Genomic DNA, 23,942 nt, shown 5'->3' with positions numbered 1-23,942 from the left:
AATTATATTTATTTGTTAAGAATTGAAGGTGGTTGAAGTGGCTAGCGGACACGGGAATATTCCGGAAGAAGTTATCGAAAGCGTGCTTGCACGTCATGATATTGTCGATACAGTCGGTAAGGTAGTCCATTTGTCCAAGCAGGGGAAATATTTATGGGGCCTCTGCCCGTTCCATTCGGAGAAAACCCCTTCCTTTACAGTTACCCCCGACCGGGGAGTATTTCATTGCTTTGGCTGCGGCATGGGTGGAAATGCCATCAAATTTAGGATGGAAATCGAAGGATTAACCTTCCCCGAAGCCGTCAAAATAATGGCTGAAGAAAGTGATATTCCCGTTCCTGAAGGTAAGGGAGGCCTAATGTCTCCTCCTGATCCGGAACGCGATCGGTTGATTCAAGCTTATGAATGGTCTGCAAAGTTTTATCATTACTTGCTGAAGAATACGGAACACGGCAAAGCCGCAATGGAGTATTTAAGAGCCCGGAACTTCAGCGATAAAATGATTGACCAGTTTCAGATCGGATATGCTCCGGACCGCTGGGATACTTTGCTACAATTTTTGGAGAAACGGAATTTTGACCTTGCTGAGATGGAGAAAGGTGGACTCTTGTCTGCCCGAGGTGAGGGTAAAGGCTATATAGACCGTTTCCGTGGTCGGATTATTTTTCCGATTGCGAACCGCACAGGCAAGGTGATTGCGTTTGCCGGAAGAATTTTTGGTGAAGGACAACCCAAGTATCTTAATTCTCCAGAGAGTAGATTGTTTAACAAAAGCCGGATTTTATACAATTTGCACCAGTCTAAAGCATCCATCCGCAAAACGCGGCAAATCGTCCTCTTTGAAGGATACGGAGATGTCATTTCGGCCTGGGAAGCAGGTGTGCATAACGGTGTAGCAACAATGGGAACATCTTTAACTGAAAGTCATGTAGCACTGATGAAGAGTCTGGCCGATGAAATTGTACTGTCTTATGACGGTGACCGGGCAGGACAAGCAGCTGCTATGAAGTCCATTCCAATGCTTGAAGGCAGTGGCTTGCGTGTAAAGATCGCCTTACTGCCAAGCGGACTCGATCCAGATGAATTCATCTCAATGCATGGTGGAGAAAGGTTTATGGATCAGGTTATTGATTCAGCGGTTTCATCCATAAAATTTAAGCTTATATATCTGAAAAAAAACCATATACTCCTAGAGGAAGATGGCAAAATTGCCTACGTCAAAGAAGCTTTGGAGGTCATTGCTTCGTTACATTCCTCGACAGAGAGAGAGGTTTACCTAAGGGAAATCGCTTCTGAGCTGGAACTTTCATATGATAGTTTGAAGCAGGATTGTAATTTACTTAGGGCATCGATGCAAAAAAACATCCCTGAAGGGGATAATAACGACAAAAGGTGGAATAATGGTAGGCATAAAAAAGGGCAAGTGCAGACACCAACTTTGCTGCCCGCTTATCATGTTGCGGAACGGCGTCTACTGTCCTTTATGATTCAGGACCCGGAAGCCGCCACGTATGTGGGCGAACGCCTCGGAGAAGATTTCAACATCGATGATCATGCGGCAATTGCCGCTTATCTATATGCCTATTACGCGCAAGGCAAACCACCCGGCATTAGTCGGTTTCTATCATCGCTTCAGGATGATCGTCTAGAGAAAACTGCTACATCAATTTCCATGATGGATACACCTCCAGACTGGAATATGCAGGTGCTGGATGATTGTATCCGTGAAGTACGGAAATACCCACTGCAGCGCAAGATGGATCAGAAGCGTGAAGAGATGATTCAGGCGGAAAAGTCAGGTGACTTTTTGCGTGCGGCACAAATAGCAAGTGAGATTATAGCCCTAGAGAGACAATGAAATGTTGACAGGATGTACCTAGGGAGGAGGGAGTCGAATTATGGCGAACGATCAGCATACTGAATTGGAAGCAGAATTTACTTTGGATCAGGTTAAGGATCAGCTTATTGAGCAAGGCAAGAAAAGATCATCATTGCTATACAAAGATATTATGGAGAAATTATCGCCGTTTGATCAAGACCCCGAGCAAATGGAGGAGTTCTATGAACAACTCAGTGATTTGGGGATTGAAGTTGTAAACGAGAACGATGAGGAGGTTAACAGCCTCCGGCCAAATGAGGACAATGAAGACAAAGAGGGCGATGAGTTCAGCTTTGATGATGATTTGTCACTGCCGCCAGGGATTAAGATTAATGACCCTGTCCGTATGTATCTAAAAGAAATTGGACGCGTTCCGCTGTTGTCGGCTGACGATGAAGTAGAGCTTGCTATGCGGATTAAGAATGGTGACGAGGAAGCCAAACGTCGTCTCGCTGAAGCGAACCTACGTCTTGTAGTAAGTATTGCTAAACGTTATGTTGGACGCGGTATGCTGTTCCTTGATCTGATTCAGGAAGGTAACATGGGTCTGATCAAAGCGGTAGAGAAATTTGACCATAACAAAGGGTTCAAATTTAGTACGTATGCAACTTGGTGGATTCGTCAGGCTATTACCCGCGCGATTGCGGATCAGGCACGTACGATTCGTATTCCTGTACACATGGTCGAGACGATCAACAAGCTGATTCGTGTCTCTCGTCAATTGCTGCAAGAACTGGGACGTGAACCTTCGCCAGAGGAAATTGCGGCTGAGATGGAGCTGACGGTTGAGAAAGTTAGAGAAATCATGAAGATTGCCCAAGAGCCAGTATCGCTCGAAACACCGATCGGTGAAGAAGACGATTCTCATCTGGGAGATTTCATTGAGGATCAGGAAGCCTTGGCTCCTGCGGATGCAGCAGCTTATGAACTGCTGAAGGAACAGCTGGAGGATGTACTGGACACGCTCACGGAGCGTGAAGAGAATGTACTTCGTCTGCGTTTTGGCCTAGATGATGGCCGGACGAGAACACTTGAAGAAGTGGGCAAAGTGTTCGGTGTTACCCGCGAACGGATTCGCCAGATTGAAGCTAAAGCATTGCGTAAGCTTCGTCACCCTAGCCGCAGTAAACGGCTTAAGGATTTCCTTGAATAGTATTTCATGAACTGGACCTTCTGCTGCTCAGTAGCAGGAGGTTCTTTTATTTGAATTACGACCCTAAAAGTGCTGACCCTGTGTATCTGGAAAGAAGGATGAGCCAGTGAATTTGGAAAAACGCGAAATTATTATAAAAGAGATTCAATATTGGAGAAACAACAGATTGCTACCAGAGCAATATTGCGACTTCTTAACCAACCTGTATGATGATGAAGCTGCGGCGAAGGATAGAAATCCGATTTCGCTGAAGAATCTACAGCAGGGAAACATCAAAATTTGGCTGTTTGGTTTTGGAATTATTTCCTTGATTTTCTTGATTAGTCTTTATTTTAGCGTTTTTCCCTGGCCTTTGCAACTTGCAACAGCACTATCCGTATTAATTATTTGTTATGGATACTCAGCGGTTTACAGGACCCGAAATCATGTTATTAGTCTTATCCTGGCGGGGCTGGGCAGTGTGTTATCGCTTGGTTTTGGGCTATGGCTGATTGCTTTGCATGATCTTGATCCTCAGCTCTGGAGACCGATTCTGATTGGGGCTTGCGGCTTGTTATGGTGTATTCTGGGATTTGTGCTCCGTATAGGCTTGCTGCAGTATTGCGGTTATGCTTTTTGGGCCTTATTATATGCGGGATTCTTCGGTGGAAAACGCCCTGAGGCTTCGATGCTAGAGCTTGAGCTCTTATGGCTTCCACTCTGTGTAATGATGGTGTGGCTGAGCTGGCTATTACATCACAAAGTTAAAGGCGTTGCCAGTGTTTTTTTTGCAGTGGGAGTATCACTATGGATGATGCCGGAACTCGATGCTCTTTTATTGAGGCAGGATTATCCACAGTGGATTTCGTTTATGCTAATTCTAAAAATTGCGGTAGGCTTGGCCCTGCTGTTCTTGTTTCGAAAAAAATGGATAACGTGGGTGGCAATATGAACAATGTGAAATTATCAGATCGACTTCAGCAATTGCTGGAACAAATTCCGCAAGGAGGCAGGTTGGCAGACATCGGCTCTGATCATGCTCTGCTTCCTGTGGCTGCTGTAGAAAGCGGTAAGGCTGTATTCGCAGTAGCAGGTGAGGTAAACCCGGGTCCCTTTGAGGCTGCTTGTAAGGGCGTTGCAGAGGCCGGACTAGGGAAGGTAATCTCGGTGCGTCGAGGAGATGGCCTTGAGGTACTGGAACCTGGTGAAGTTAATTGTATCACGATCGCTGGCATGGGAGGGGCTTTAATTGCTTCGATTTTAGACCGTGGTCAGAGTCAAGGCAAGCTAAAGGATGTTACAACACTGGTACTTCAACCGAATGTGGGCGAGGATATTTTGCGCCGCTGGCTGTTAAATAATGAATGGGTTCTTACCTCTGAAAGTATTCTGGAAGAAGACGGCAAGTTATATGAAGTATTAACAGCTGTTCCAGAGGATACTAATGCTGGAATTACGAATGCCAATGTATATCGTGAGGTAACGCTAGGTAATTCTGCTATGGTTCGTGGTCAGGATACCTTGCTGCAGATGGGGCCTTTTCTGATCCAAGCACCGAATGAAGTGTTTTTTGCCAAGTGGCAGGGAGAGATTCAGAAATTGGAAGGCATCCTGACATCATTGTCACGTTCAGAACTCGAATCTGCGGAGAATAAACGGAAATTAATTCGAGAACAGATCAAGGAGATAACGGAGGTGCTGCAATGCTTGCCAAAGGACAAACAGTAATTCAATATATGGAGCAGCTGGCTCCAAAGCATTTAGCTGAAGATTGGGACAAAGTCGGTCTGCAACTAGGTTCCTTACAGAAAGAAATAACCAATGTGCTGGTTGCACTGGATGTTAATGATGAAGTCGTCGAAGAGGCAATTCGTCTCGGCTGTAATCTAATCATTGCCCACCATGCGATTATTTTTCGTCCGCTGCAAGGGATTCAAACAGACACTCCAATGGGCCAAATGTATGAAAAATTGATTAAAAATGACATCGCGGTTTACATCAGTCACACTAATTTGGATGTTACCGAAGGTGGAATGAACGATTGGATGGCGGAAGCACTTGGCATAGAAAACGGAGTGCCTATCAAAGACATTCATTCAGAGCAATTGTCAAAGCTGGTTGTGTTTGTGCCGAAGGATCATCATCAGAAGGTACTGGATGCCATTTTGAATGCAGGAGCAGGGGCAATCGGCAACTATAGTCATTGTAGCTTCAATATCGAGGGATACGGGACTTTTATTCCGGGAGAAGGCACAGATCCTTATATCGGGGAAAAAGGGAAGCTGGAGCGTGCTGAGGAGATCCGTATTGAGACAATCGTGCCACACAGTATCCGCAATAAAGTGGTACAGGCTATGCTCAAGGCTCATCCTTATGAAGAGGTTGCCTATGATTTGTACACGATGGATCTTAAAGGCCGCAGTTTAGGGCTTGGGCGGGTTGGAAAGCTCAAAGAGCCTACCACACTTGGGCAATTCGTTGAGACGGTAAAAAAAGGTCTGAAAGTTGACCATGTACGTGTTGTGGGTGATTTGGATCGTCCAATTCGTAAAGCGGCTGTTCTCGGTGGTTCGGGTGGAAAGTATTATAACAGTGCTATTTTCCGCGGTGCGGATGTGTTGGTTACGGGAGATCTTGATTACCATACAGCACAGGATGCCGTGCTCGCTGGGATCACTCTGATTGATCCAGGACATAATGCAGAGAAGATCATGAAAGAGAAAGTAGCAGAGTGGATGACTGGGAAACTGGTGGAGCATAAGTACGATACAGCTGTACATGCTTCGCAGGTGAATACGGAGCCATTTAAGTTCCTATAAAATTGCCATTTAATAATGCTTGTGCCAGACATGTGATGTCTGTATAATATATAATGTTGTTCGGAAAGTTTGACAGACAATCGCCGGTGACGTGAAGACGTCACGGGAGGAAAGTCCGGGCTCCATAAGGCAGGATGCTGGATAACGTCCAGTCGGCGCGAGTCGAAGGATAGTGCCACAGAAATGGACCGCCGATGGCCGCCTTAGGGCGGCACAGGCAAGGATGGAACCGAGGTGTAAGAGACCCCGAGGAACGCTGGTGACTTCGTTCCTGGTAAACCCCATCTGGAGCAAGACCTAATGAGACGCAGCAGATTCCTTTATTGGAATAGGCAGCCTTAGCCTGAGGCGCGTCTAGGTTGGTCGCTGGAGCTGTGCAGTAATGTACGGCCTAGATAGATGATTGTCGCTTATGGTGGGAGGGTAGTTCCCGATTGAACCACGACGAGCACAGAACCCGGCTTACGGCAAACTTTCCTAACTGCAACGTTATGATAACAACAACAACCATACAAGCGGCGGCGTATCTCGGGAAACCGGATCACGTCGCTTTTTTAAAATATAAGAAAGTATAAGTTTCACTTTATACATTATCCTTATATTTCTCGCAACGCTTACCATCCTTATAAAGACGCCGAAGGTGTTTATGCTCGTGGCAAGAAGATATGTAGAAAGTGGGAAACGTGTAGCATGGGTAATTATCAGATTTGCGGGTTCTGCGGACATTTATATGAACGAAACAATAAGAGGATGTGCAATAGTTGTGATGAGATGTATCAGAGAATCAGGCGTATCGTAGAGACTTCACCCGACACGATGGTATTAAATATATCCCTTCAAACAGGGGTAAGTGTCAGTCGAATCATGTCTTTCGTTGAAAATGGATATTTTAGGCTCAATAAAGATAGCATAGAAGTATCTAAGAAATAAATTTAAGCATGGCTGAGAAATAAAAAAACCCGGCTTACTCATCCCACAAAGGATGAAGAAGCCGGGTTTTTTAGCATGATTACGATTGAACGGAGGGTTGACTCTCCCGCCATTGTACCAATGCCTTCTCCAGACGCTGAACAGCAACGGGTACAAGCTCAGGTGGCGTATGTGTGAAATTCAGACGCATCTTATTCTTAAGGGGCTGTGATGAATAGAACACTTCACCTGGAACAAAAGCAACACCATTCTCTACTGCAAGAGGAAGTAATTCCTTCGTGTTGATCTCTTGGGAAAGCGTTAGCCATAGGAACATACCGCCTCGTGGCTCCAGAAAATGAGCTCTTTCCCAGTTCTGTGATCGGAGTTCCGCCGATAAGAGCTTCATTCGAGAATAATATTTTCGTGAGATGACACGGATATGCTGCTCAATATCGAAATGCAGCAGCAGTTCATCTAAAGCGCGCTGGTCAATGGTGCTAGAATGCAGATCAGCTGCTTGCTTTGCTTTGGCGATGGTCTTGATTAGATTGGAATTGCCGATAATCCAGCCGGTACGCAGGGCAGGGGCTACGATTTTGGAAAAAGTTCCAGTGTAAGCGACACAATAATCGCCACCATAACTTCTGTCGATGGACGCTAGTGAGGGTGGATAAAGATCTTTTTTCTCCTCAAAGGTTATTTCACCGTAGGGATTATCCTCCAAGATAAGAACATTGTAGCGGCGGCAAATTTCCACCACTTTTTCACGGCGTTCCTTACTCCAGGTTGCTCCTGAAGGATTGTTGAAGGTCGGAACTGCATATAGGAGTTTGGGCCGTAATTTTTGTATTTGATCTTCCAGGTGATCTGGCAGAATGCCTTGCTCGTCATTATTTATCGTATGAATATCAGCTCGGTAAGAGCCGAGTACCTGTAAAGCTGCTAGATAAGTGGGGGCTTCAACAAGTACAGCATCACCGGGATCAAGTAGTATTTTACATAGTAGATCTATGGCTTGCTGGGAACCTGTGGTCAGAATCATCTCAGACGCTGTTACAGGGATTCCTTGCCGAGTAAGTCTTTCAGCGATTTTGTCACGTAGTGGAGTAAAGCCCTCGGTTAGTCCGTATTGAAGCGCTGAGGTATCGCTGGAGAGTACACGGTTATAAGCGTCTCGTACTGCCTCTAAGGGAAACAAATCCTCCCCAGGCAGCCCGCCCGCAAGTGAAATAATGTCATTGCCCTGTGTAACCTTTAGGATCTCACGAACGGCTGACGATCCTAGATGATTGGCTGCGGCCGAGTATTTGATATCCATAAATGAGTTCTCCACCTTTCAATTTGGTGCTATCATAATAGGAGTACTGTATAACAGTAAAGCGTTGAATATAACAGTGGAGGTGAAGGGTTCATGCATATCGATTTGATTCGCACCAGCAGTAAATCTCTGCCTCATCAAATCAGTGAAACCCTAAGTCAGCGGATCTCATCAGGATTGCTCCAGCAAGGTGTCCGGCTGCCCTCCGTAAGAAGTTTGGCTACAGCTTTGAGAGTAAGCCAGGTTACAGTAAGCAAGGCATACGATGTGCTTGAGAAGCGGGGACTTATTTATTGCAGACAAGGAAAAGGCTGCTTTGTAGCCGACCCTGAACACACCAGATGTCAGGAAGATGGTCGCTGGCAGGATGTATATGATGATTATTTGCCGCGAGCTCAGCTTTGGCGCAATTTTGATTACTCTGAAGTTAAGTATCCCTTTCATATAGCTGCAATTCATAGTGAGTTACTTCCTCTAAAAAATATTGGGGACTCCTTCGCATCATTAGTTACGCAGCAGCCGGAGCTTATGGCAACCTATGGGAACTTCCAAGGTGATCTGGAGCTGCGAGGAATTATGAGAGATCATTTAAAAACACGTGGAATTGCACTTACTTCCTCTGATGTAATGATCACAAGCGGAACTCAGCAAGGCATTGATCTGGTTGCTCGTACGTTTGTCGGACCTGGGGACACAGTGTATCTTGAGGCTCCTAGTTATACAGGAGCTATAGATGTTTTTGCAGGACGAGGTGCAGAGATGATTTTTGTACCTACGGACGGTGAAGGGATGCGGGTGGATATTCTCACAAGAATGTGTGATCAAAGACCGCCTAAGCTAATTTATACCATCCCTACTTTTCAGAATCCAAGTGGAGTAACCATGAGCATAGCAAGAAGACAACGTCTGCTGGAATTAGCCCGCAGTTACCGTTGCCTTATTGTTGAGGATGATCCATTTAGTGATTTATATTTCCATGCGCCTCCGCCGCCTACGATCAAATCGATGGATTCCGAAGGGCATGTAGTATATATGAAGAGTTTCAGTAAAGTTATTGCACCCGGCTGCAGAATTGCCTGTGTAGCCGCTAGTGGGAATATTCTGTCACGACTTATCGCTGCCAAGTCCGCAAGTGATTTAGGGAGTCCGCTGCTTACACAAAGGGCGGTACTGCCATTCATAGCGGGCAAGTATGAAACCTATGCTGCTCAGTTACGAGTTACACTCCGTGGTCGCATGGAAAAGGCGGCGAAGCTTCTGAAGCTTTACGCGCCGCCTGGAGTAAAATATATTCTCCCAGAGGGTGGTCTTAATCTCTGGCTGGAGTTGCCGGCTTCACCTGATATCGGAAGGCTACATGAGCTGGCCGAACAGGAGAGCATTTCTTTTTTACCGGGTGATGTTTGTTACTCTGCGGAGACCCCTTCCCGGCATATCCGTTTGTGTTATTCACAAATGAATGAAAAGGATATGGAGGAAGGCTTACGATTATTTCTCCGTTTACTTGGTAGATTTTTGAAGATGGGTGGTTAAGGTTGTTACTTAGAGTTACTTAATCTTTGTTTCAATTGATTCATTTGTTTTTGTACATGCTGTGGCCATAGCTGTAGTGGAACCTGATTGCCGCTAGCGGCTTGCAATGTTTTATAGATATCGACCTGACCCCAGCCAAAATATTTGTCATGCCCGGGAGTGCCTAAATCAACAGCATTTTTGGTCATAAGATCCATAACTTCCGTATTCGTTAGATTCGGATTTAGTGAACGCACCAGACCCGCCAGCGCAGCGACATGAGGACTGGCCATCGATGTACCGGATAACGCGGCATACTGGCTGTCTGGGTAAGTGCTTGCTATGCTTTCTCCGGGTGCTGCGACATCAATATAATCGCCGTAGTTGGAGAAGGAAGCTTTTTCCCCTGAAGCATTTGTTGCAGCTACTGCAATCACTTCGGGATACGCAGCAGGAAAACCTGGTCGTTCTGTATTATCATTGCCTGCAGCAGATACGAGGACGATATCTCGGTCGTAGGCATATTTGATCGCGTCATGAAGAAACTGGGAATCCGCATAGTTACCTAAACTCAAGTTTATGACTTTCGCACCGTTGTCCGCTGCCCAAATGATTCCTTCTGCAACAGAATAAGTGGTACCTGCTCCTGAATTATCGAGTGCTTTTACCGGAAGGATCTTGTTGTACCAGCTGATTCCAGCTACTCCCTCTCCATTATTGACCAGGGCGCCTATAATTCCAGATACATGTGTGCCATGTCCAACATCATCTTCTGGAGTGGAGCCATTGGTGATCGCGTTATACCCTGTCAAAAGCTTACCCTTCAAATCCGGATGATTGATCTGGACTCCCGTATCCACTACGGCTACGATCACTTCTTTACTTCCCTTAGAAAGATTCCAGCCCAGCTCCGTTTCGATCGCTGGCAGATTCCATTGATAGGTGGAGAATAACATGTCATTTGGAGTAACTGTTCCCTCTGCGTTTTTAGATATCGTATCATTGGTTAAATACATATAGTGAGGCTCCGTATATTCGGGGTGCCATTTATTGGTGAAATAGTCTTTGAGCTCATAATAAGTCATCTTCTCCGAACGGAAAATATAGGCATACCCAAGCTTACGTGGCTTCTTGCCGTTGATATCAGCGGTTATCGTTTGAAGCTGCCCCGGAGTAGGTGAGTTGTTGCGGAAACGTACGACAATTTCATTCTCATAAAAATGGCTGGCGTTTTCGTTATCATGACCGGTCTTAACGGTGATATCTTTTAAATTATCGGTATGAACGGATTCTACACGGTACTTACCTTCCTTCGGATAAGGAATGAGACGCAGGTTCTTCAGCTGATGGTCTGCCACACGACCAAGCACCTTTTGGTTAATAAGTGCAATGATGCCTACATTTTTTTCTTTGTTCCGCTGAGCGATAAAGTAATATTTCTCCTTACTGATTGTAAACGTTGGAGATTCATAGGATTGATGACCATGGATCGCTGATTTCGCCGTCTTAAGATATTTTTGCAGCTGCTGATTCTCCTGTTCGGTTCCTTGAGGAAATGAAGAGGACTTAAAGGTTTCCGTTTTTTGCTTGCGAAAATCAATCCACATAAGCATAGTGATAAATCCGTGGTTCTGCTGCAAACGTTTTGCATACACTGATTTATCATGAAGCGAAGTCATTCCATCCGTTTCAGAGAGGAGCTTAGTCAAATGTCTGCTGACATCCACTCTATTCAGATGATCCGTCGCATCAACATCTTGAGATAAGGAGCTTTTCTTCAATGATTTTTCCTGTGAAGGGTTTGGTGCTGAATGTAGGGCTGAAGTTGGAGCAGGATTTGGTACAGCAACATTAGCGACTTCTCTGGTCGTCGTCCCATTAGTGGCAGGACGTAGCGCAAAGGTAAGTAATACAACTGTGAACGCAGCTGTTACCAAACCTGCAACCGTTAGATTTTTACGTGACATGATTTCCGCTCCTCTACGCATTGTAATGCCTATAGGTTTAGAAGAGAGCGTATGTTTTATGCATCTTAGAAAAGGATACCTTCCTAACGTTTTTTATGATAATATCAGAGAGAATAAGCATCTTGAGTTCGCATCCTGATATTGCAGGAGATACGTCGATAGATGTTCTTTTAATTTTCAGAAGGTTAGACTTCTCTGTGTTTGCATCCTGATATTGCAAGAATAAAGAGATATGTCTAAAGACTATTTCTTCATAAGATTAACTTTATTGACTACAAGAGCAGGGAATAATAAGGGGGAGCAACCGCCATGTCAGCAGCCAATGTGCAGAAATTATGTGAATCGACGAGAGACAAACTTAAAGATGTGATTGATAAGATGGAAATTTTTCTGAACGAGCATGCATTGCCTCAGCTTGTAACAGAAGATGATGAAGAAACTGTACAATTTTATCAAGGATTTCTGTCCGATGTCCGTCATCTGTTAGTGTTCTCGGAAATGTCTTATGAGAAGCTGGGAGTTGCGCTGCGTCGTGCTACATTCGATGAATCTTTTGCGCAGAAAGCGCTTTATAATGTATATCACTATGGCGTGAATAACTTCTTCTATCCAAAGAATGAAAGCTATTCTGAAGATGGACGTTATGCTTATACTGGACAGGATGCTATCCGTTTCCGTAAAAAGCCAGTTCGTCCGGCGCGTGATATCATTCTAGAAATTACCAAGACCTATGAAGAGCTACGCGATGACCTTACTTATTATGAGAACGACTATTTGACTGAGAAACGTATGCAAAATCAGGTTTAACAGTTCACTAGTTCGTGTAAAGGATCAGCACTTCGTCATAATGACGAGAGCTGATCCTTTTTTGACGTATTAGAATTTATATATTTGGAGCCCGCACAAAGTACCTGAGTACGTATCGAAGCACCCCCCCCCACTTTGTGGGGATATTTTGCGTGGGCATCGTTACATCAACTGGAAACCATCCTGTCGAATAGGGGGTAAATCGTGCGGACATAATGAAGCCGAGGTGATAAATATGTCGAGTGTAAAGCCATTAGTCAAATGCAGTGTAAGCAATTGTCATTATTGGGGCGAGCATAATTTATGCCGGGCAGAAGAAATTATTATTGAGATCGACAAGCACGCTGGCAGTGGATTTAAAGAAGAATATGCTGAAGAAATGACGAATGAAGGTCACCACGATCAAGTCGCAACATCGTCTGCAACATGCTGTTTAACATTTAAGCCGAACTCCTAGGAGGCCGCCCTAATGGACAGAGAAAAGGAACATGAATCAGGTTCATCAAATGAACAATCCGGTCCGAGAAAAGTTATTTTGCGTCCGCGCAGAGTAGACTATCCACGCCGGGACAGAGAACATCAAGAGGAATATGCCGCAGAGGTGAATCCGGTTTCGATGCCGATCCGGGATACAACACCACGCGTGGCGAGTGAAGCTAAGGAGCATGAAGAGGAATATAGTGGAAGCAAAGCGATAGGTTATACTGGGCTAGCTATGGGTATTGCCTCCTTGTTTCTCTGGTCCATCATACTTGGGCCCATTTCAGTTGTGATTGGTTATTATGCATATGCCAAGGAGCAAAAAACGCTTGGGGCATGGGCGATGGGGTTAGGGATTGTATCCACACTTAGTTACTTTGTGATGATACCCTTTGCTCGCTAAAAATGAACTGGTAAGTTTGAATTATAACAGGCTTTAGACCTAAATATCAGGGTCTGAAGTCTGTTTTTCATTCCAGCATATAGCAATAATCTCGGATAAAATGTAATATTAAGCCGTAATTCATCGAAATCTAAGGTTAGACCAATAGATATGATTCAACAGGATCAAAGGAGTGCGCCGGTATGGAGATTAATCCCGCTGTAACCAATGGGTTAGGGCAGCTTAAATGGGTAAGCTTAAAGAGTGCAACCGACAAGAGTAGCTCAGCAAATGAAACTAAAAGATCGGGCGCGTCAGCCTCTCAATTTGCAGCAATGCTTCAAGCTTTATCTTCTAACTCGTCTAATGGCAGGGATACAAACTTCTTGACGTCACTTCCGGATGCTTCATCAGTTAGTAGCTTGTTATGGCAACAGATCGGAACAGCTGAAAGCATCGATAGTGTAATTTCCGGGGAAATAACGGATACTAAACCAACAAGCTATGATGATCTGATTCAAACGGCGAGTGCTAAGTACGGGGTGCCAGTCGATTTGATAAAAGCTGTGATTGATACAGAATCTTCCTTTAATCCAAACGTTGTCTCTTCGGCTGGTGCTAAAGGATTAATGCAATTAATGGATGGAACAGCGCGTGGGTTAGGGGTTTCTGATTCATTCAATCCTGCTCAAAATATTGATGGTGGTGTACGCTATCTGTCTTATCAATTGAAACGCTTTGACGGACAGGAAAAGATGGCATTAGCGGCTTACAATGCAGGGCCTGCAAGGGTAATTAACCTTGGAGTTAGCAATGATCAGGAATTATTGGAGAAACTTACACTGCTCCCTAAAGAGACGCAGTCTTATCTCACTAAAATAGAACGCGCTCGCGCGGAATACGCTGTATAATAAAAAGGATCAAACAGGTATTTCCCTTAAACCACATGCTGGTATTTGGGATCACCGTTTGATCCTTTTTCGAAATTTAAAAAAAGAATGATTCTGTACTTTAAAGAAGTAAAGGAGACAATCGATATATGCTTTACTGGGATTATGCCGCCGCCACACCACCCTATGAAGACGTGGTGAAGACGATGGAACAAATTATGAAGCTGCATTATGCTAACCCGTCCTCCTTACACCGTGCCGGTAGTGAAGCGGCAAAGCTGATCAGGCGTTCACGAGAAGTATGCGCGGCTGCGTTATCTGTACAACCAAAGGAGATCCTATTTACATCTGGGGCTACGGAGAGTAACAATTTAGCCATTAAAGGTGCTGCTTTGCAATATCAGTCAAGAGGACGTCATCTGATAACTACGGAAATAGAACATCCCTCTGTGTATGAAAGTTGTCTGCAGCTGCAGCAAAATGGCTGGGAGATTACTTTTGTAGCACCTGACAGCACTGGAATGATTGATCCAGAGCGAGTGGCTGCTGCAGTACGGCGTGATACCGTACTCGTAAGTGTGATGCATGTAAATAATGAAATTGGAACAATACAGCCGCTGATGGAGATTGGCAGGCTGATTAAATCCGTAAATCCACGAACCTTATTTCATGTGGATGGCGTTCAGGGATATGGTAAGCTTGCTGTTGACCTTAAAGGATGGAAAGCGGATCTTTACAGCTTGTCTCCTCACAAAATTCGAGGTCCTCGCGGAGCGGGGCTTCTCTATATTAAAGAAGGAATCCAACTGTTCCCCTTACTTTCAGGTGGTTCTCATGAAGAGGGACTACGTGCTGGAACTGAGAATGTACCTGCAATTGTTGCTTCTTCCAAAGCCGTGCGGATGGGTGTTGAGCAGCGCGAAACCTTCTATGCCCGATTGCTCCCACTTCGGGATCGGCTGTTACGCTTCTTGCACAGCGTTCCTGAATTTGTTATAAACAGCAGAGAGGATGGAGCCCCTCATATTGTGCATTTCTCATACCCTGGCATGAAAGGGGAAGTGTTCGCCCGTAAGCTGGAGGAACTAGGGATGGCTGTTTCTACTCGATCGGCTTGCTCCTCCCGGCTGGCAGAACCTAGTCGTGTTCTATTATCTATGGGGAAAGATGTCTCTGTAGCTTCAGGAGGCATCCGCATCAGTTTCGGTGATAGTCACACTGAAGAAGATGTCGCAGCGCTTGAGAAAGCACTAATTACTGCGGTACGAGCTTTAAAGATTGCTGAAGGAGGTATGAAGTAACTAATGAGTGTGATGAATCAAGAATCTGCTAAAGGCAGTGCCAATAGTATTGATTATGCCGATATGCTGCTTTTGCGTTTCGGGGAGTTTACATTAAAGGGCAAAAACCGTGCCAGATTTGAGAAAACGGTACTACGTCATGTGAAAGAAATGATTAAGCCATATCCAAAGGTGGTTCTAACCAAAGAATTTGGAAGAATTTACGTGGAACTGAATGGAGAAACTGCTGCCCCATTGGTAGAAGCATTGAAGAATGTATTCGGAATCGCTTCTGTCAGTCCGGTAAAGGTGGCCAAGTCAGATCTCGAGGATATTGTGGCTGTCAGCCGTCATTTTTTGGAGATCATCGCTCCTGCACCGGGAACTACATTTAAAGTTAATGCACGCCGGGTGTGGAAAGAGTTCCCATATGGCTCCATGGAGATGAATAAGCTAGTCTCGACACCACTGCTGCAAGGCTATTCCGGACTTACTGTGGATGTAAAGTCACCTCAATTGGAGCTGAAAGTCGAAATTCGTCAAGGTCATACTTTTATATTTTGTGAAAATATTGCTGGTGTTGGTGGATTTCCGCTTGGTACGAATGGAAAAGCGATGTTATTGCTGTCCGGAGGCATTGATAGTCCTGTAGCCGGTTGGTCATCCATGCGTCGTGGACTCGAAGTGGAGTGCGTACATTTCTATAGTTATCCTTATACGAGTGAGCTTGCCCGGCAAAAGGTGGTTGATCTTACGCGGGTATTGTCACGATATGCGGGAGTCATCAAGCTACACTTAGTACCTTTTACAGAGGTGCAGACATCTTTTACCGGAATAGGTCAGGATAATCTGATTATTACGTTGATGCGTCGAGCTATGCTGAGAATTACTACACAGCTTGCTGAACGTGAGGGTGCCCTCGCGATCGTAACCGGTGAAAGTCTTGGACAGGTAGCTAGCCAGACGTTACCAAGTATGAATGTGATCGGTCGTGCGACAGAACTTCCTCTTTTACGTCCGCTGGTAATGATGGACAAAAGTGATATTGTAGAGCTGTCTAAGAATATCGGCACCTATGACCTGTCAATTCTTCCTTATGAGGATTGCTGTACATTATTTGTACCTAAATCACCTACAACGAATCCGAATTTACGGATTGTAGATAAGATTGAAGCTACGCTCCCAGGTTACTCTGCATTACTGGACGCAGCGATTGAAGCCACGGAGACCGTGCTGATCACTCCGTATGGAGATGAGAAGCCTAAAGATGTAGTAAGTGCTCAGGCTGGATTACAGGAAGAATGGTTCTAATATTATAAACAAAAGGCTGTCTCATTCGTAGCAACATCTACGGTTGAGGCAGCTTTTTTGAATTATTATGGCTTGATTGGCGTCTCCAGTGTCCTCCAATTAAGATGCCAACAATGATCACAAATATAAACAGAGCTCTCAATAGTGGATGCTGCTCAAAAAATGGGGATAGCTGCTGCTCATCTGTAATCATGCTTGAGGCTGTAAACCCTAGGACTGCTGAGCCAATATAAATAATCCATGGATATTTGTTGATTAATTTAATAAAGAGAGTGCTTCCCCAGACCACAATTGGAACGCTGATTAACAGTCCTATGACAACTAGAGAGATATTGTGCTTAGCGACTCCCGCAATGGCGATGACATTATCCAGCCCCATCGCAGCATCGGCTAGAATGATTGTACCCACAGCGGCCCCTAAGCTTTGACCAGCCTTGATATTCGTTGAATTGTTCTCATCTGTTAACAGCTTATAGGCAATTAGAATAAGTAAAATCCCGCCTGCCAGCAGTAACCAAGGGATTTTTAATAACCATACGACCAGAACCGTTGCGAAAATCCGTAATACGACGGCACCTGCTGTTCCAAGCACAATTGCTTTTTTTTGAGTGCTGTTCGGCAAATTACGCGCAGCAAGTCCGATGACTATGGCATTGTCTCCCGCCAGAATGAGATCTAGAAAAATAATATTGAGCAGTGATAATACAAACTCCCATATGGATGTATTCAAGGCATAGTCACCCCTAAAGTTAGTTAAGATGAGCACGAAGATATGCTTAGTTTTGTATACGCAAAAAAAGGGGCATACATGCTTTCATCCTCAAAAAAAAGTTGGACAGGAAGCATAGCTTGTCACTTCCGAACATACATGTAGTTACATGTGATTCGGGGAGGTAAAAGCGAATGGAATCATTATTGCTCCTTGGTGAAATATTGATGATCAATCTTGTGCTGAGTGGAGATAATGCTATGGTCATCGCGATGGCCAGTAAGGACCTTCCGGAGAAGCACCGGAAGATTGCGGTATGGTGGGGAGCTGCGGGAGCTGTTATTCTGCGCTGCTTGCTTACTTTTGTCGCAGTATTACTGTTGAAAATCCCTTATATCCAGGCTGGAGGAGGAATTCTGCTGCTATGGATTGCGTTCAAGCTGCTGCTGGAAGAAGAGGAGGACCTTAGAGTCGCGGAAACATCCTCCGTATGGAAATCCATCCGAACGATTCTCGTGGCTGATTTTATTATGAGTCTTGATAATGTCCTGGCAATTGCCGGTCTAGCCAAAGGGGATTTGGCTTTAATTGTCATCGGGATTGCGCTCAGCATTCCGATTGTAGTATGGGGAAGTGGTCTCATTGTGGGGTGGCTGCATAGATTTCCGATACTCGTATTTATAGGCGCTTATATTTTAGCCTTTACAGCAGGTGATATGATGCTTCAGGATGCAAAATTAGGGACAATGCTCTCCTTTTTGCTCCCATCCACGCATTCCATACTGCCGATCGCTTTAGGAATATTAGTAGTTGTTACTGGAGCAATTAAACGAAGAACAACATCAGTAGGTTAATAAATTGCAATAAAAGGCAATACTACAAGGACATCTCCATAAATTGGAATCGTCCTTTTTTTGCGTATCAGAAAGTATATATTTGGGGCCCCGCAAAGTACCTGAGTACGCATCGAAGCAAAGCGCCACTTTGTGGGGATATTTTGCATGGTCAGTGATGGCATTTTGTGTATGTTTCAGATAATATATGAATAAGAATCCTGTCGTTTTCTGGGTATGAGACGGCAAGGTAATGAGGTAGACGTGAATTTGAAGGGATGGGTGAAGGATGTCTTCCAAGAATGACATGAGACTAGGTATATTCATTGTAGCTGCGGGCGTCTTGATTTTATTCGGTAAGCTGGGGGTCTTCGGATTTTTGGGACGAGCCCTTTGGCCGCTAGTGATTTTACTTCCAGGATTGGTTCTACATATGTTATTTTTTAGCCGCCGCGCTTCGGCAACAGTATTGATTCCCGCGGGAATATTAACGGTATATGGTTTATTGTTTGGTCTTTGCAATATATGGGGATGGGGGCTTATGAAATATTTATGGCCTGTGCTTCTGCTCGGCATTGCCGTAGGTCTGTATGAATATTCCATAAATTCTCCAAGACGGTCAGGGGGACTATCTGCAATTGCTGTAATATTAGGCGTTCTAAGCATAGCGCTTTGTATTTTCAGTCTTATGGGTACGGGTGTGATCTATCTAATTGGTATTGTATTCATCGTGGCAGGAATTTGGCTGATTACAGGTCGGGGTAGAACTCGTGGCCGAAATAGATGGTATCGAAGTTAATTAATGTTGGATCTTGTGAAAAAAAACGGAATTTGCCAACTGTTTTTTTCATAAAAAGACTTGCTTTTCATAGTGCTTTCACTATAATATTAATGTTATGTTGAAGCGTCGGCTTTCTGCCTGGCGCTTCTTTTGTGAGACTGCCGTGACATGCTAAGAATTTTAACAGTTTTAATTTGATAAATGAGAGGATTTGGATACAAATCATGCATTCAAGAAAAGATATTCGCAACATTGCGATCATTGCCCACGTTGACCATGGCAAAACAACACTCGTCGATCAGCTTCTTCAGCAATCGGGGATCTTCAGCGCACACGAACACGTACAAGAACGCGCTATGGACTCTAACGATATCGAGCGGGAACGCGGAATTACAATCCTAGCTAAAAATACAGCAATTACTTATAAAGAGTTTTTGATCAATATTGTGGATACACCTGGACACGCTGACTTCGGTGGCGAAGTAGAACGGATTATGAAAATGGTTGACGGTGTATTGCTGGTTGTTGATGCTTATGAAGGCTGCATGCCGCAAACGAAATTCGTTCTGCGTAAAGCATTGGAACAAAAACTTACACCGATCGTTGTCGTGAACAAGATTGACCGTCCAGCTGCTCGTCCTAAGGAAGTTATTGATGAAGTGCTCGATTTGTTCATCGAACTTGAAGCAAATGACGAACAATTGGAATTCCCGGTTGTCTATGCATCTGCTCTTAATGGTACATCAAGCATGGTTCCTGAGAAGCAAGATGAGACAATGCTTTCACTTTACGAAACAATCGTTGAGCATATCCCAGCTCCAACTGAAAGTGTAGAAGACCCGCTTCAATTCCTCGTAACGTTGATGGATTATAACGAATACTTGGGTCGTATTGCTATTGGCCGTGTAAACCGCGGTGTGATCAAACAAGGTCAATCTGTAACTGTAATTATGCGTGACGGTAAGAGTAAAACCGCACGTATTGAGAAATTGTTCGGGTTCCAAGGTTTAAAACGTATTGAAACAGAAGAAGCGGGCGCAGGGGATATCGTTGCTATCGCAGGGATCAAGGACATTAACATTGGTGAGACCATTGCTGATCCAGCGAATCCAGAAGCACTGCCTGTTCTTAAGATCGACGAGCCTACGATGCAAATGACTTTCCTTGTGAATAACAGTCCTTTTGCTGGTAAAGAAGGTAAATGGGTAACTTCTCGTAAACTGCGTGAGCGTCTCTTTAAAGAACTTGAGACAGATGTGAGTTTGCGTGTGGATGAAACGGATAGTCCTGATGCATTTATCGTTTCTGGACGCGGTGAGCTTCACCTTGGTATTCTGATCGAGAATATGCGTCGTGAAGGTTATGAAATGCAAGTTTCTAAACCACAAGTAATCATTAAAGAAATCGATGGTGTTAAATCGGAGCCACTTGAGCGTCTTATGATTGACATTCCTGAAGAAAGCATGGGCTCTGTTATGGAAAGTCTGGGCACTCGCAAAGCCGAAATGGTCAACATGATTAACAACGGTACGGGTCAAGTACGTCTGGAGTTCCTGATTCCTGCACGTGGTTTGATTGGTTACAACACTTACTTCTTGACTTTGACACGTGGTTACGGCGTTATGAACCATGCTTTTGACAGCTACGCTCCACTGGTTGCTGGTCAAGTTGGCGGACGTCATCAAGGTGTGCTTGTAGCCAGTGAGACTGGATCAACAACACAATATGGAATAGTGGGCGTTGAGGATCGTGGTATTCTCTTCTTGGATGCAGGTACAGAAATTTATGAAGGTATGATCGTAGGCGAGCATACCCGTGATAACGATATTATCGTTAACATCTGTAGAGAAAAAGCACTTACCAACATGCGTACCTCAGGTAAGGACGATACTGTAAAAATGAAGACACCACGTACCTTCTCTTTGGAAGGCGCACTTGAATATTTGAATGATGATGAATATTGTGAAATCACACCTAAATCCATTCGCTTGCGCAAAAAGATTCTGAACAAAGGCGAACGCGAACGTGTAGAGAAGCAACGTAAAATGGCACAAGCAAACGCGTAAGATCAGCTTATTATAGTAAAGAGCCGTCGGAGGTTTAACTTTCGGCGGTTTTTTTTATAACAAAAACTTCCCTTACTGATGATATAATGTAAACGTATCTTAAATTTGGGAGGAGTGCGGTATCTATGCAAGTCTGGTTTGCTGAGCATCCAATCGTCGCTTATATTGTTATTTTTATATTGCTTACATTTGTGTATAATCAGGTATTTCGTGTGAATCAAAAGTTATCGATTGGCAAAGAGATTATGCTGTACATAATGATGGCAATCGGCTCCGGCATGCTCCTCATTTTTCAACATGATAAGCTACCGATCATTCAGTGTCTGCTGGTCGCCGTCGGATTAATGCTGATGGTACGGATACGTTATATCGTAGAAGCTCGACAGAAGAGAAAGGCTGCAGCTGCAGCAAAAAGACAGTAATCGAAACTTTTACTGCTTATGCAACGTCTATTTAAGTGTAGCAATTTTAATTCCAAATGAAATGAAGAGGACTTTATTCTACTATGAGTACACGAAACAGCAGTTTACCTCCACGAGCAAGTGGTCAACAACCGAATAATAGAAAACAGCCTGTGAAGGGTGCTCCTAAGAAAAAAAAGAAGAAACCGCAAAAGAGAGGCTTTTTTGGCAGATTAGTTAGAATCCTGTTAACCTTACTCATTATTGCGATTCTTGGCGTATTGGGCTACGGGGGCTATCTGTATTGGAAACTTGAAAATGGGGTCTTTAATGCAGGTAGTAAAGGAACGGTTGCCCCAGGACATTCGGCTACAGAAAAACCACTGACGATGCTTATCCTGGGTACGGATAATAGACCAAAACATCAATCTAGATTGACAGATGTTATTATGGTTGCAGCGCTTAATCCTAAGACAAAATCAGCAACCATTGTCTCTCTTCCGCGCGATACCTTAGTTGAGCTCAATGGATACAAGCAAACGAAGATTAACGAATTCTATGCTCGCTTTAAGGGGAAAGAAGATTCTTCTGGTATTTTGGCAGAAGATGAGATGAAGACAATGATGGGGAAATATCTAGATATTGACGTAGATTATACAACGATTCTGGATTTTCAAGGCTTCCGCGATGTGGTGGACGAGCTTGGTGGAGTCAAAGTCAACATTAGCGATAATATGTGTTATACAGACAGCGTCGACGGTACGAATATCAATTTGAAAAAAGGTCCGGCGGAGCTTGATGGAGATAAAGCGCTAGATTATGTGCGATACCGTAAATCTAATTGCAAGCCTAAGACTAAGGGTTCAGACGATTTTGATCGGAACAAACGTCAGAATGAGGTCCTTCATTCACTGGTGGATCAGATGCAATCGCTTGGTGGAGTATTAAAAATAGGCAAGGTACTTGACGCAGTGGATAGTAATATGAAGACTGATATCGAAAATTCGCAGATTAAAGATATGATTGCGACTTATTGGAAGATTTCCAAAGATGATATCGAATTCAAGCCCGTGACTGGAACGTGGCGAAGTCCGTATGTATATATTAATGATGAGGAGCTTGAGGCTGCCAAGAAAAGCTTGCAGGATCGATTAGCAGGAGTTTCTGCTAATTCCACTTCAGAATCCACTGAGGCGCCTTAAAATCCTTAATAACACTTCGCCCTAAAATTGAATGCAAGTTTCAGCCTGTGCTATAATATAATAAATTGAATGAATTTACGCCGCATAGGGGGCCAGTACTTATGTCCGAAGCCGTTGCTCAGCTGAACGAAACCTTGTTATCGATGCTGCAATCGGAAACTTTTGTTCTTCTCAACACAGTTGATGCGGAATCAGGAGGTCCAACGTCCACGGCCATTTCGTGGATTTATGCAGTTAGTCCTAGTACTGTGCGTCTGGCTGTAGATCATCGTTCCAGACTCGTGAACAACATGAAGGTCAACCCGTTAGTAACCGTCACTGTGTTCGGTGAGGGCACTGTCTATGCTATTAACGGCAATGCCGTTGTAAAGCAGGATCCACTTCAGGATGTACCTTTCAAGATGTGCTGCTTTGATGTTGAAATTATGGCGGTGCGTAACGCGCTTTTTTATGGGGCGCAGCTTGAATCCGCCCCAAGATATGCAAAGGTTTATGATGGACGTGCCGCTGAGAAGCTGGACGGACAAGTATTTGCTGCCATGAAAAAAGCCTAGTGAGAATATCACTGGGCTTTTTTTGTCCTCTACTGTGCATTTTTAATCGGCTTAGTATCCTCTGGCAGCTGCGGCATGATTCGACCGATGATATCAGCCAGTTCGGATGAGAATCCGGAAATTGGATGTCCTTGAGAGATGTGACGGCTCATGTCCGCTAAGCGGCTGGAGAGATCCATATCGGCAGTGACAAGTGCACGTACGCTTCTAGGGTCTTTGCGGATAGCTTCCGCTACAGAATATTTAATGCTTCCAACACGTGATCGGTCTAGAGAACCTTCTACGTCAAGACCTACAATGGCTACCTTGTTCATGACTACACAGTGTGCACCATTCACACCAGGAACTCTTTTGGCCAACTGTTCAAAATGGTCCTTAAGTGCAATTTCACTTTCGCCCTTAACACTGACGGTGTGACCAGCTTTTGAGGTGGCCTTAGGATTAGTTGCACCATCGTTGGCCAATTGCCGAACCTCATGGTTTCCCGTACCCTTTACAGCATTCGCAGATTGTTTATTCTGAGGAGAGGGTGATGTCTTTTTATTAGCGATACCGCAGCTTGTCAATAGCAGCAGTACCAGCAACAGACACATTGATTTTCTCATATGTGATTACTCCTTTCAGCCAAGATCGTTTCTGTACCTTATCTTTTCCCTTGGCGGAAAGAGTTATGTATGATCAATCAAACCAGGCGCTGTGGAGGGGAT

Annotated in this window: 22 protein-coding genes and 1 other RNA gene; 19 read left to right on the top strand and 4 right to left on the bottom strand. The window is 44.4% G+C overall.

What is annotated here, in order from left to right; translation table 11 throughout:
* Nucleotides 1-37: 37 nt before the first annotated feature.
* The 6 genes from dnaG (at nt 38) to rnpB (ending at nt 6,310) form a co-directional block, all read left to right on the top strand.
* Nucleotides 38-1,858 carry a DNA primase gene (gene dnaG, locus NSS87_RS23865; RefSeq protein ID WP_042190927.1) on the top strand — a complete coding sequence of 607 codons (1,821 nt, stop codon included), beginning with the start codon at nt 38-40 and terminating at the stop codon, nt 1,856-1,858.
* 40 nt (nt 1,859-1,898) lie between these two features.
* Nucleotides 1,899-3,032, top strand: a complete 1,134-nt coding sequence (gene rpoD, locus NSS87_RS23860; RefSeq protein ID WP_042130309.1) for an RNA polymerase sigma factor RpoD — start codon at nt 1,899-1,901, stop codon at nt 3,030-3,032.
* A gap of 106 nt (nt 3,033-3,138) precedes the next feature.
* Nucleotides 3,139-3,963 carry a hypothetical protein gene (locus NSS87_RS23855; protein ID WP_339243162.1) on the top strand — a complete coding sequence of 275 codons (825 nt, stop codon included), beginning with the start codon at nt 3,139-3,141 and terminating at the stop codon, nt 3,961-3,963.
* Between the two features lie 5 nt (nt 3,964-3,968).
* Nucleotides 3,969-4,739 carry a class I SAM-dependent methyltransferase gene (locus NSS87_RS23850; protein ID WP_339248655.1) on the top strand — a complete coding sequence of 257 codons (771 nt, stop codon included), beginning with the start codon at nt 3,969-3,971 and terminating at the stop codon, nt 4,737-4,739.
* Entirely contained in the window at nt 4,715-5,830 is a 1,116-nt protein-coding gene (locus tag NSS87_RS23845; protein ID WP_339243160.1) for a Nif3-like dinuclear metal center hexameric protein, read from the top strand. Before NSS87_RS23850 ends, NSS87_RS23845 begins: the two co-directional genes overlap by 25 nt.
* Nucleotides 5,831-5,894: 64 nt before the next feature.
* An RNA gene (rnpB, locus tag NSS87_RS23840) (RNase P RNA component class A) lies at nt 5,895-6,310 on the top strand.
* A gap of 529 nt (nt 6,311-6,839) precedes the next feature.
* Here rnpB and NSS87_RS23835 read toward each other — a convergent pair.
* Nucleotides 6,840-8,060 (bottom strand): PLP-dependent aminotransferase family protein, encoded by a 1,221-nt coding sequence (locus NSS87_RS23835; RefSeq protein ID WP_339243157.1) that lies wholly within the window; start codon nt 8,058-8,060, stop codon nt 6,840-6,842.
* A 93-nt stretch (nt 8,061-8,153) separates the two neighbouring features.
* On the opposite strand from NSS87_RS23835, the gene NSS87_RS23830 reads away from it, so the two are divergent.
* Nucleotides 8,154-9,593: a PLP-dependent aminotransferase family protein gene (locus NSS87_RS23830; RefSeq protein WP_339243155.1), complete on the top strand. Its 1,440-nt coding sequence runs from the start codon at nt 8,154-8,156 to the stop codon at nt 9,591-9,593.
* A 5-nt stretch (nt 9,594-9,598) separates the two neighbouring features.
* Here the strand turns inward: NSS87_RS23830 and NSS87_RS23825 are convergent, their stop codons facing one another.
* Nucleotides 9,599-11,539 (bottom strand): S8 family peptidase, encoded by a 1,941-nt coding sequence (locus NSS87_RS23825; protein WP_339243153.1) that lies wholly within the window; start codon nt 11,537-11,539, stop codon nt 9,599-9,601.
* Between the two features lie 309 nt (nt 11,540-11,848).
* Between NSS87_RS23825 and NSS87_RS23820 the strand changes: the two genes are divergently transcribed.
* From NSS87_RS23820 to thiI, 6 genes are all read left to right on the top strand, one after another.
* Entirely contained in the window at nt 11,849-12,346 is a 498-nt protein-coding gene (locus NSS87_RS23820) for a YpuI family protein (RefSeq protein ID WP_042190914.1), read from the top strand.
* Between the two features lie 235 nt (nt 12,347-12,581).
* Nucleotides 12,582-12,803: a DUF1540 domain-containing protein gene (locus NSS87_RS23815; RefSeq protein ID WP_042190912.1), complete on the top strand. Its 222-nt coding sequence runs from the start codon at nt 12,582-12,584 to the stop codon at nt 12,801-12,803.
* Between the two features lie 12 nt (nt 12,804-12,815).
* Nucleotides 12,816-13,229 (top strand): DUF5353 domain-containing protein, encoded by a 414-nt coding sequence (locus NSS87_RS23810; RefSeq protein ID WP_231573335.1) that lies wholly within the window; start codon nt 12,816-12,818, stop codon nt 13,227-13,229.
* A 182-nt stretch (nt 13,230-13,411) separates the two neighbouring features.
* Complete coding sequence (locus NSS87_RS23805) at nt 13,412-14,119, top strand: lytic transglycosylase domain-containing protein (RefSeq protein ID WP_339243150.1); 708 nt, start codon at nt 13,412-13,414, stop codon at nt 14,117-14,119.
* Between the two features lie 128 nt (nt 14,120-14,247).
* Nucleotides 14,248-15,399, top strand: a complete 1,152-nt coding sequence (locus tag NSS87_RS23800) for a cysteine desulfurase family protein (RefSeq protein ID WP_076284775.1) — start codon at nt 14,248-14,250, stop codon at nt 15,397-15,399.
* Between the two features lie 3 nt (nt 15,400-15,402).
* Nucleotides 15,403-16,689 carry a tRNA uracil 4-sulfurtransferase ThiI gene (gene thiI / locus NSS87_RS23795; protein WP_231573334.1) on the top strand — a complete coding sequence of 429 codons (1,287 nt, stop codon included), beginning with the start codon at nt 15,403-15,405 and terminating at the stop codon, nt 16,687-16,689.
* A gap of 37 nt (nt 16,690-16,726) precedes the next feature.
* On the opposite strand, the gene NSS87_RS23790 is transcribed toward thiI, so the two are convergent.
* Nucleotides 16,727-17,419: a TerC family protein gene (locus NSS87_RS23790; RefSeq protein ID WP_042190906.1), complete on the bottom strand. Its 693-nt coding sequence runs from the start codon at nt 17,417-17,419 to the stop codon at nt 16,727-16,729.
* 173 nt (nt 17,420-17,592) lie between these two features.
* On the opposite strand from NSS87_RS23790, the gene NSS87_RS23785 reads away from it, so the two are divergent.
* From NSS87_RS23785 to NSS87_RS23760, 6 genes are all read left to right on the top strand, one after another.
* Nucleotides 17,593-18,252 (top strand): TerC family protein, encoded by a 660-nt coding sequence (locus tag NSS87_RS23785; RefSeq protein ID WP_042190904.1) that lies wholly within the window; start codon nt 17,593-17,595, stop codon nt 18,250-18,252.
* A gap of 268 nt (nt 18,253-18,520) precedes the next feature.
* The gene (locus NSS87_RS23780; RefSeq protein ID WP_042190902.1) at nt 18,521-19,030 is read left to right on the top strand and encodes a hypothetical protein; all 510 of its coding nucleotides are present in this window, start codon (nt 18,521-18,523) and stop codon (nt 19,028-19,030) included.
* 206 nt (nt 19,031-19,236) lie between these two features.
* The gene (typA, locus tag NSS87_RS23775) at nt 19,237-21,078 is read left to right on the top strand and encodes a translational GTPase TypA (RefSeq protein ID WP_042190900.1); all 1,842 of its coding nucleotides are present in this window, start codon (nt 19,237-19,239) and stop codon (nt 21,076-21,078) included.
* 125 nt (nt 21,079-21,203) lie between these two features.
* The gene (locus tag NSS87_RS23770; RefSeq protein ID WP_042190898.1) at nt 21,204-21,500 is read left to right on the top strand and encodes a YlaH-like family protein; all 297 of its coding nucleotides are present in this window, start codon (nt 21,204-21,206) and stop codon (nt 21,498-21,500) included.
* 83 nt (nt 21,501-21,583) lie between these two features.
* Nucleotides 21,584-22,681 (top strand): LCP family protein, encoded by a 1,098-nt coding sequence (locus tag NSS87_RS23765; RefSeq protein WP_042190896.1) that lies wholly within the window; start codon nt 21,584-21,586, stop codon nt 22,679-22,681.
* Nucleotides 22,682-22,782: 101 nt separating this feature from the next.
* The gene (locus tag NSS87_RS23760) at nt 22,783-23,235 is read left to right on the top strand and encodes a pyridoxamine 5'-phosphate oxidase family protein (protein ID WP_042190894.1); all 453 of its coding nucleotides are present in this window, start codon (nt 22,783-22,785) and stop codon (nt 23,233-23,235) included.
* 29 nt (nt 23,236-23,264) lie between these two features.
* Here the strand turns inward: NSS87_RS23760 and NSS87_RS23755 are convergent, their stop codons facing one another.
* Nucleotides 23,265-23,840: a YhcN/YlaJ family sporulation lipoprotein gene (locus NSS87_RS23755; RefSeq protein WP_042190892.1), complete on the bottom strand. Its 576-nt coding sequence runs from the start codon at nt 23,838-23,840 to the stop codon at nt 23,265-23,267.
* Nucleotides 23,841-23,942 lie beyond the last annotated feature (102 nt).

Source organism: Paenibacillus sp. FSL F4-0243 (assembly GCF_037963295.1).
Classification (GTDB): domain Bacteria; phylum Bacillota; class Bacilli; order Paenibacillales; family Paenibacillaceae; genus Paenibacillus_AQ.
The sequence above is the reverse complement of the archived record's forward strand: the minus strand, read 5'-3'. Positions and strand labels throughout refer to the sequence as shown.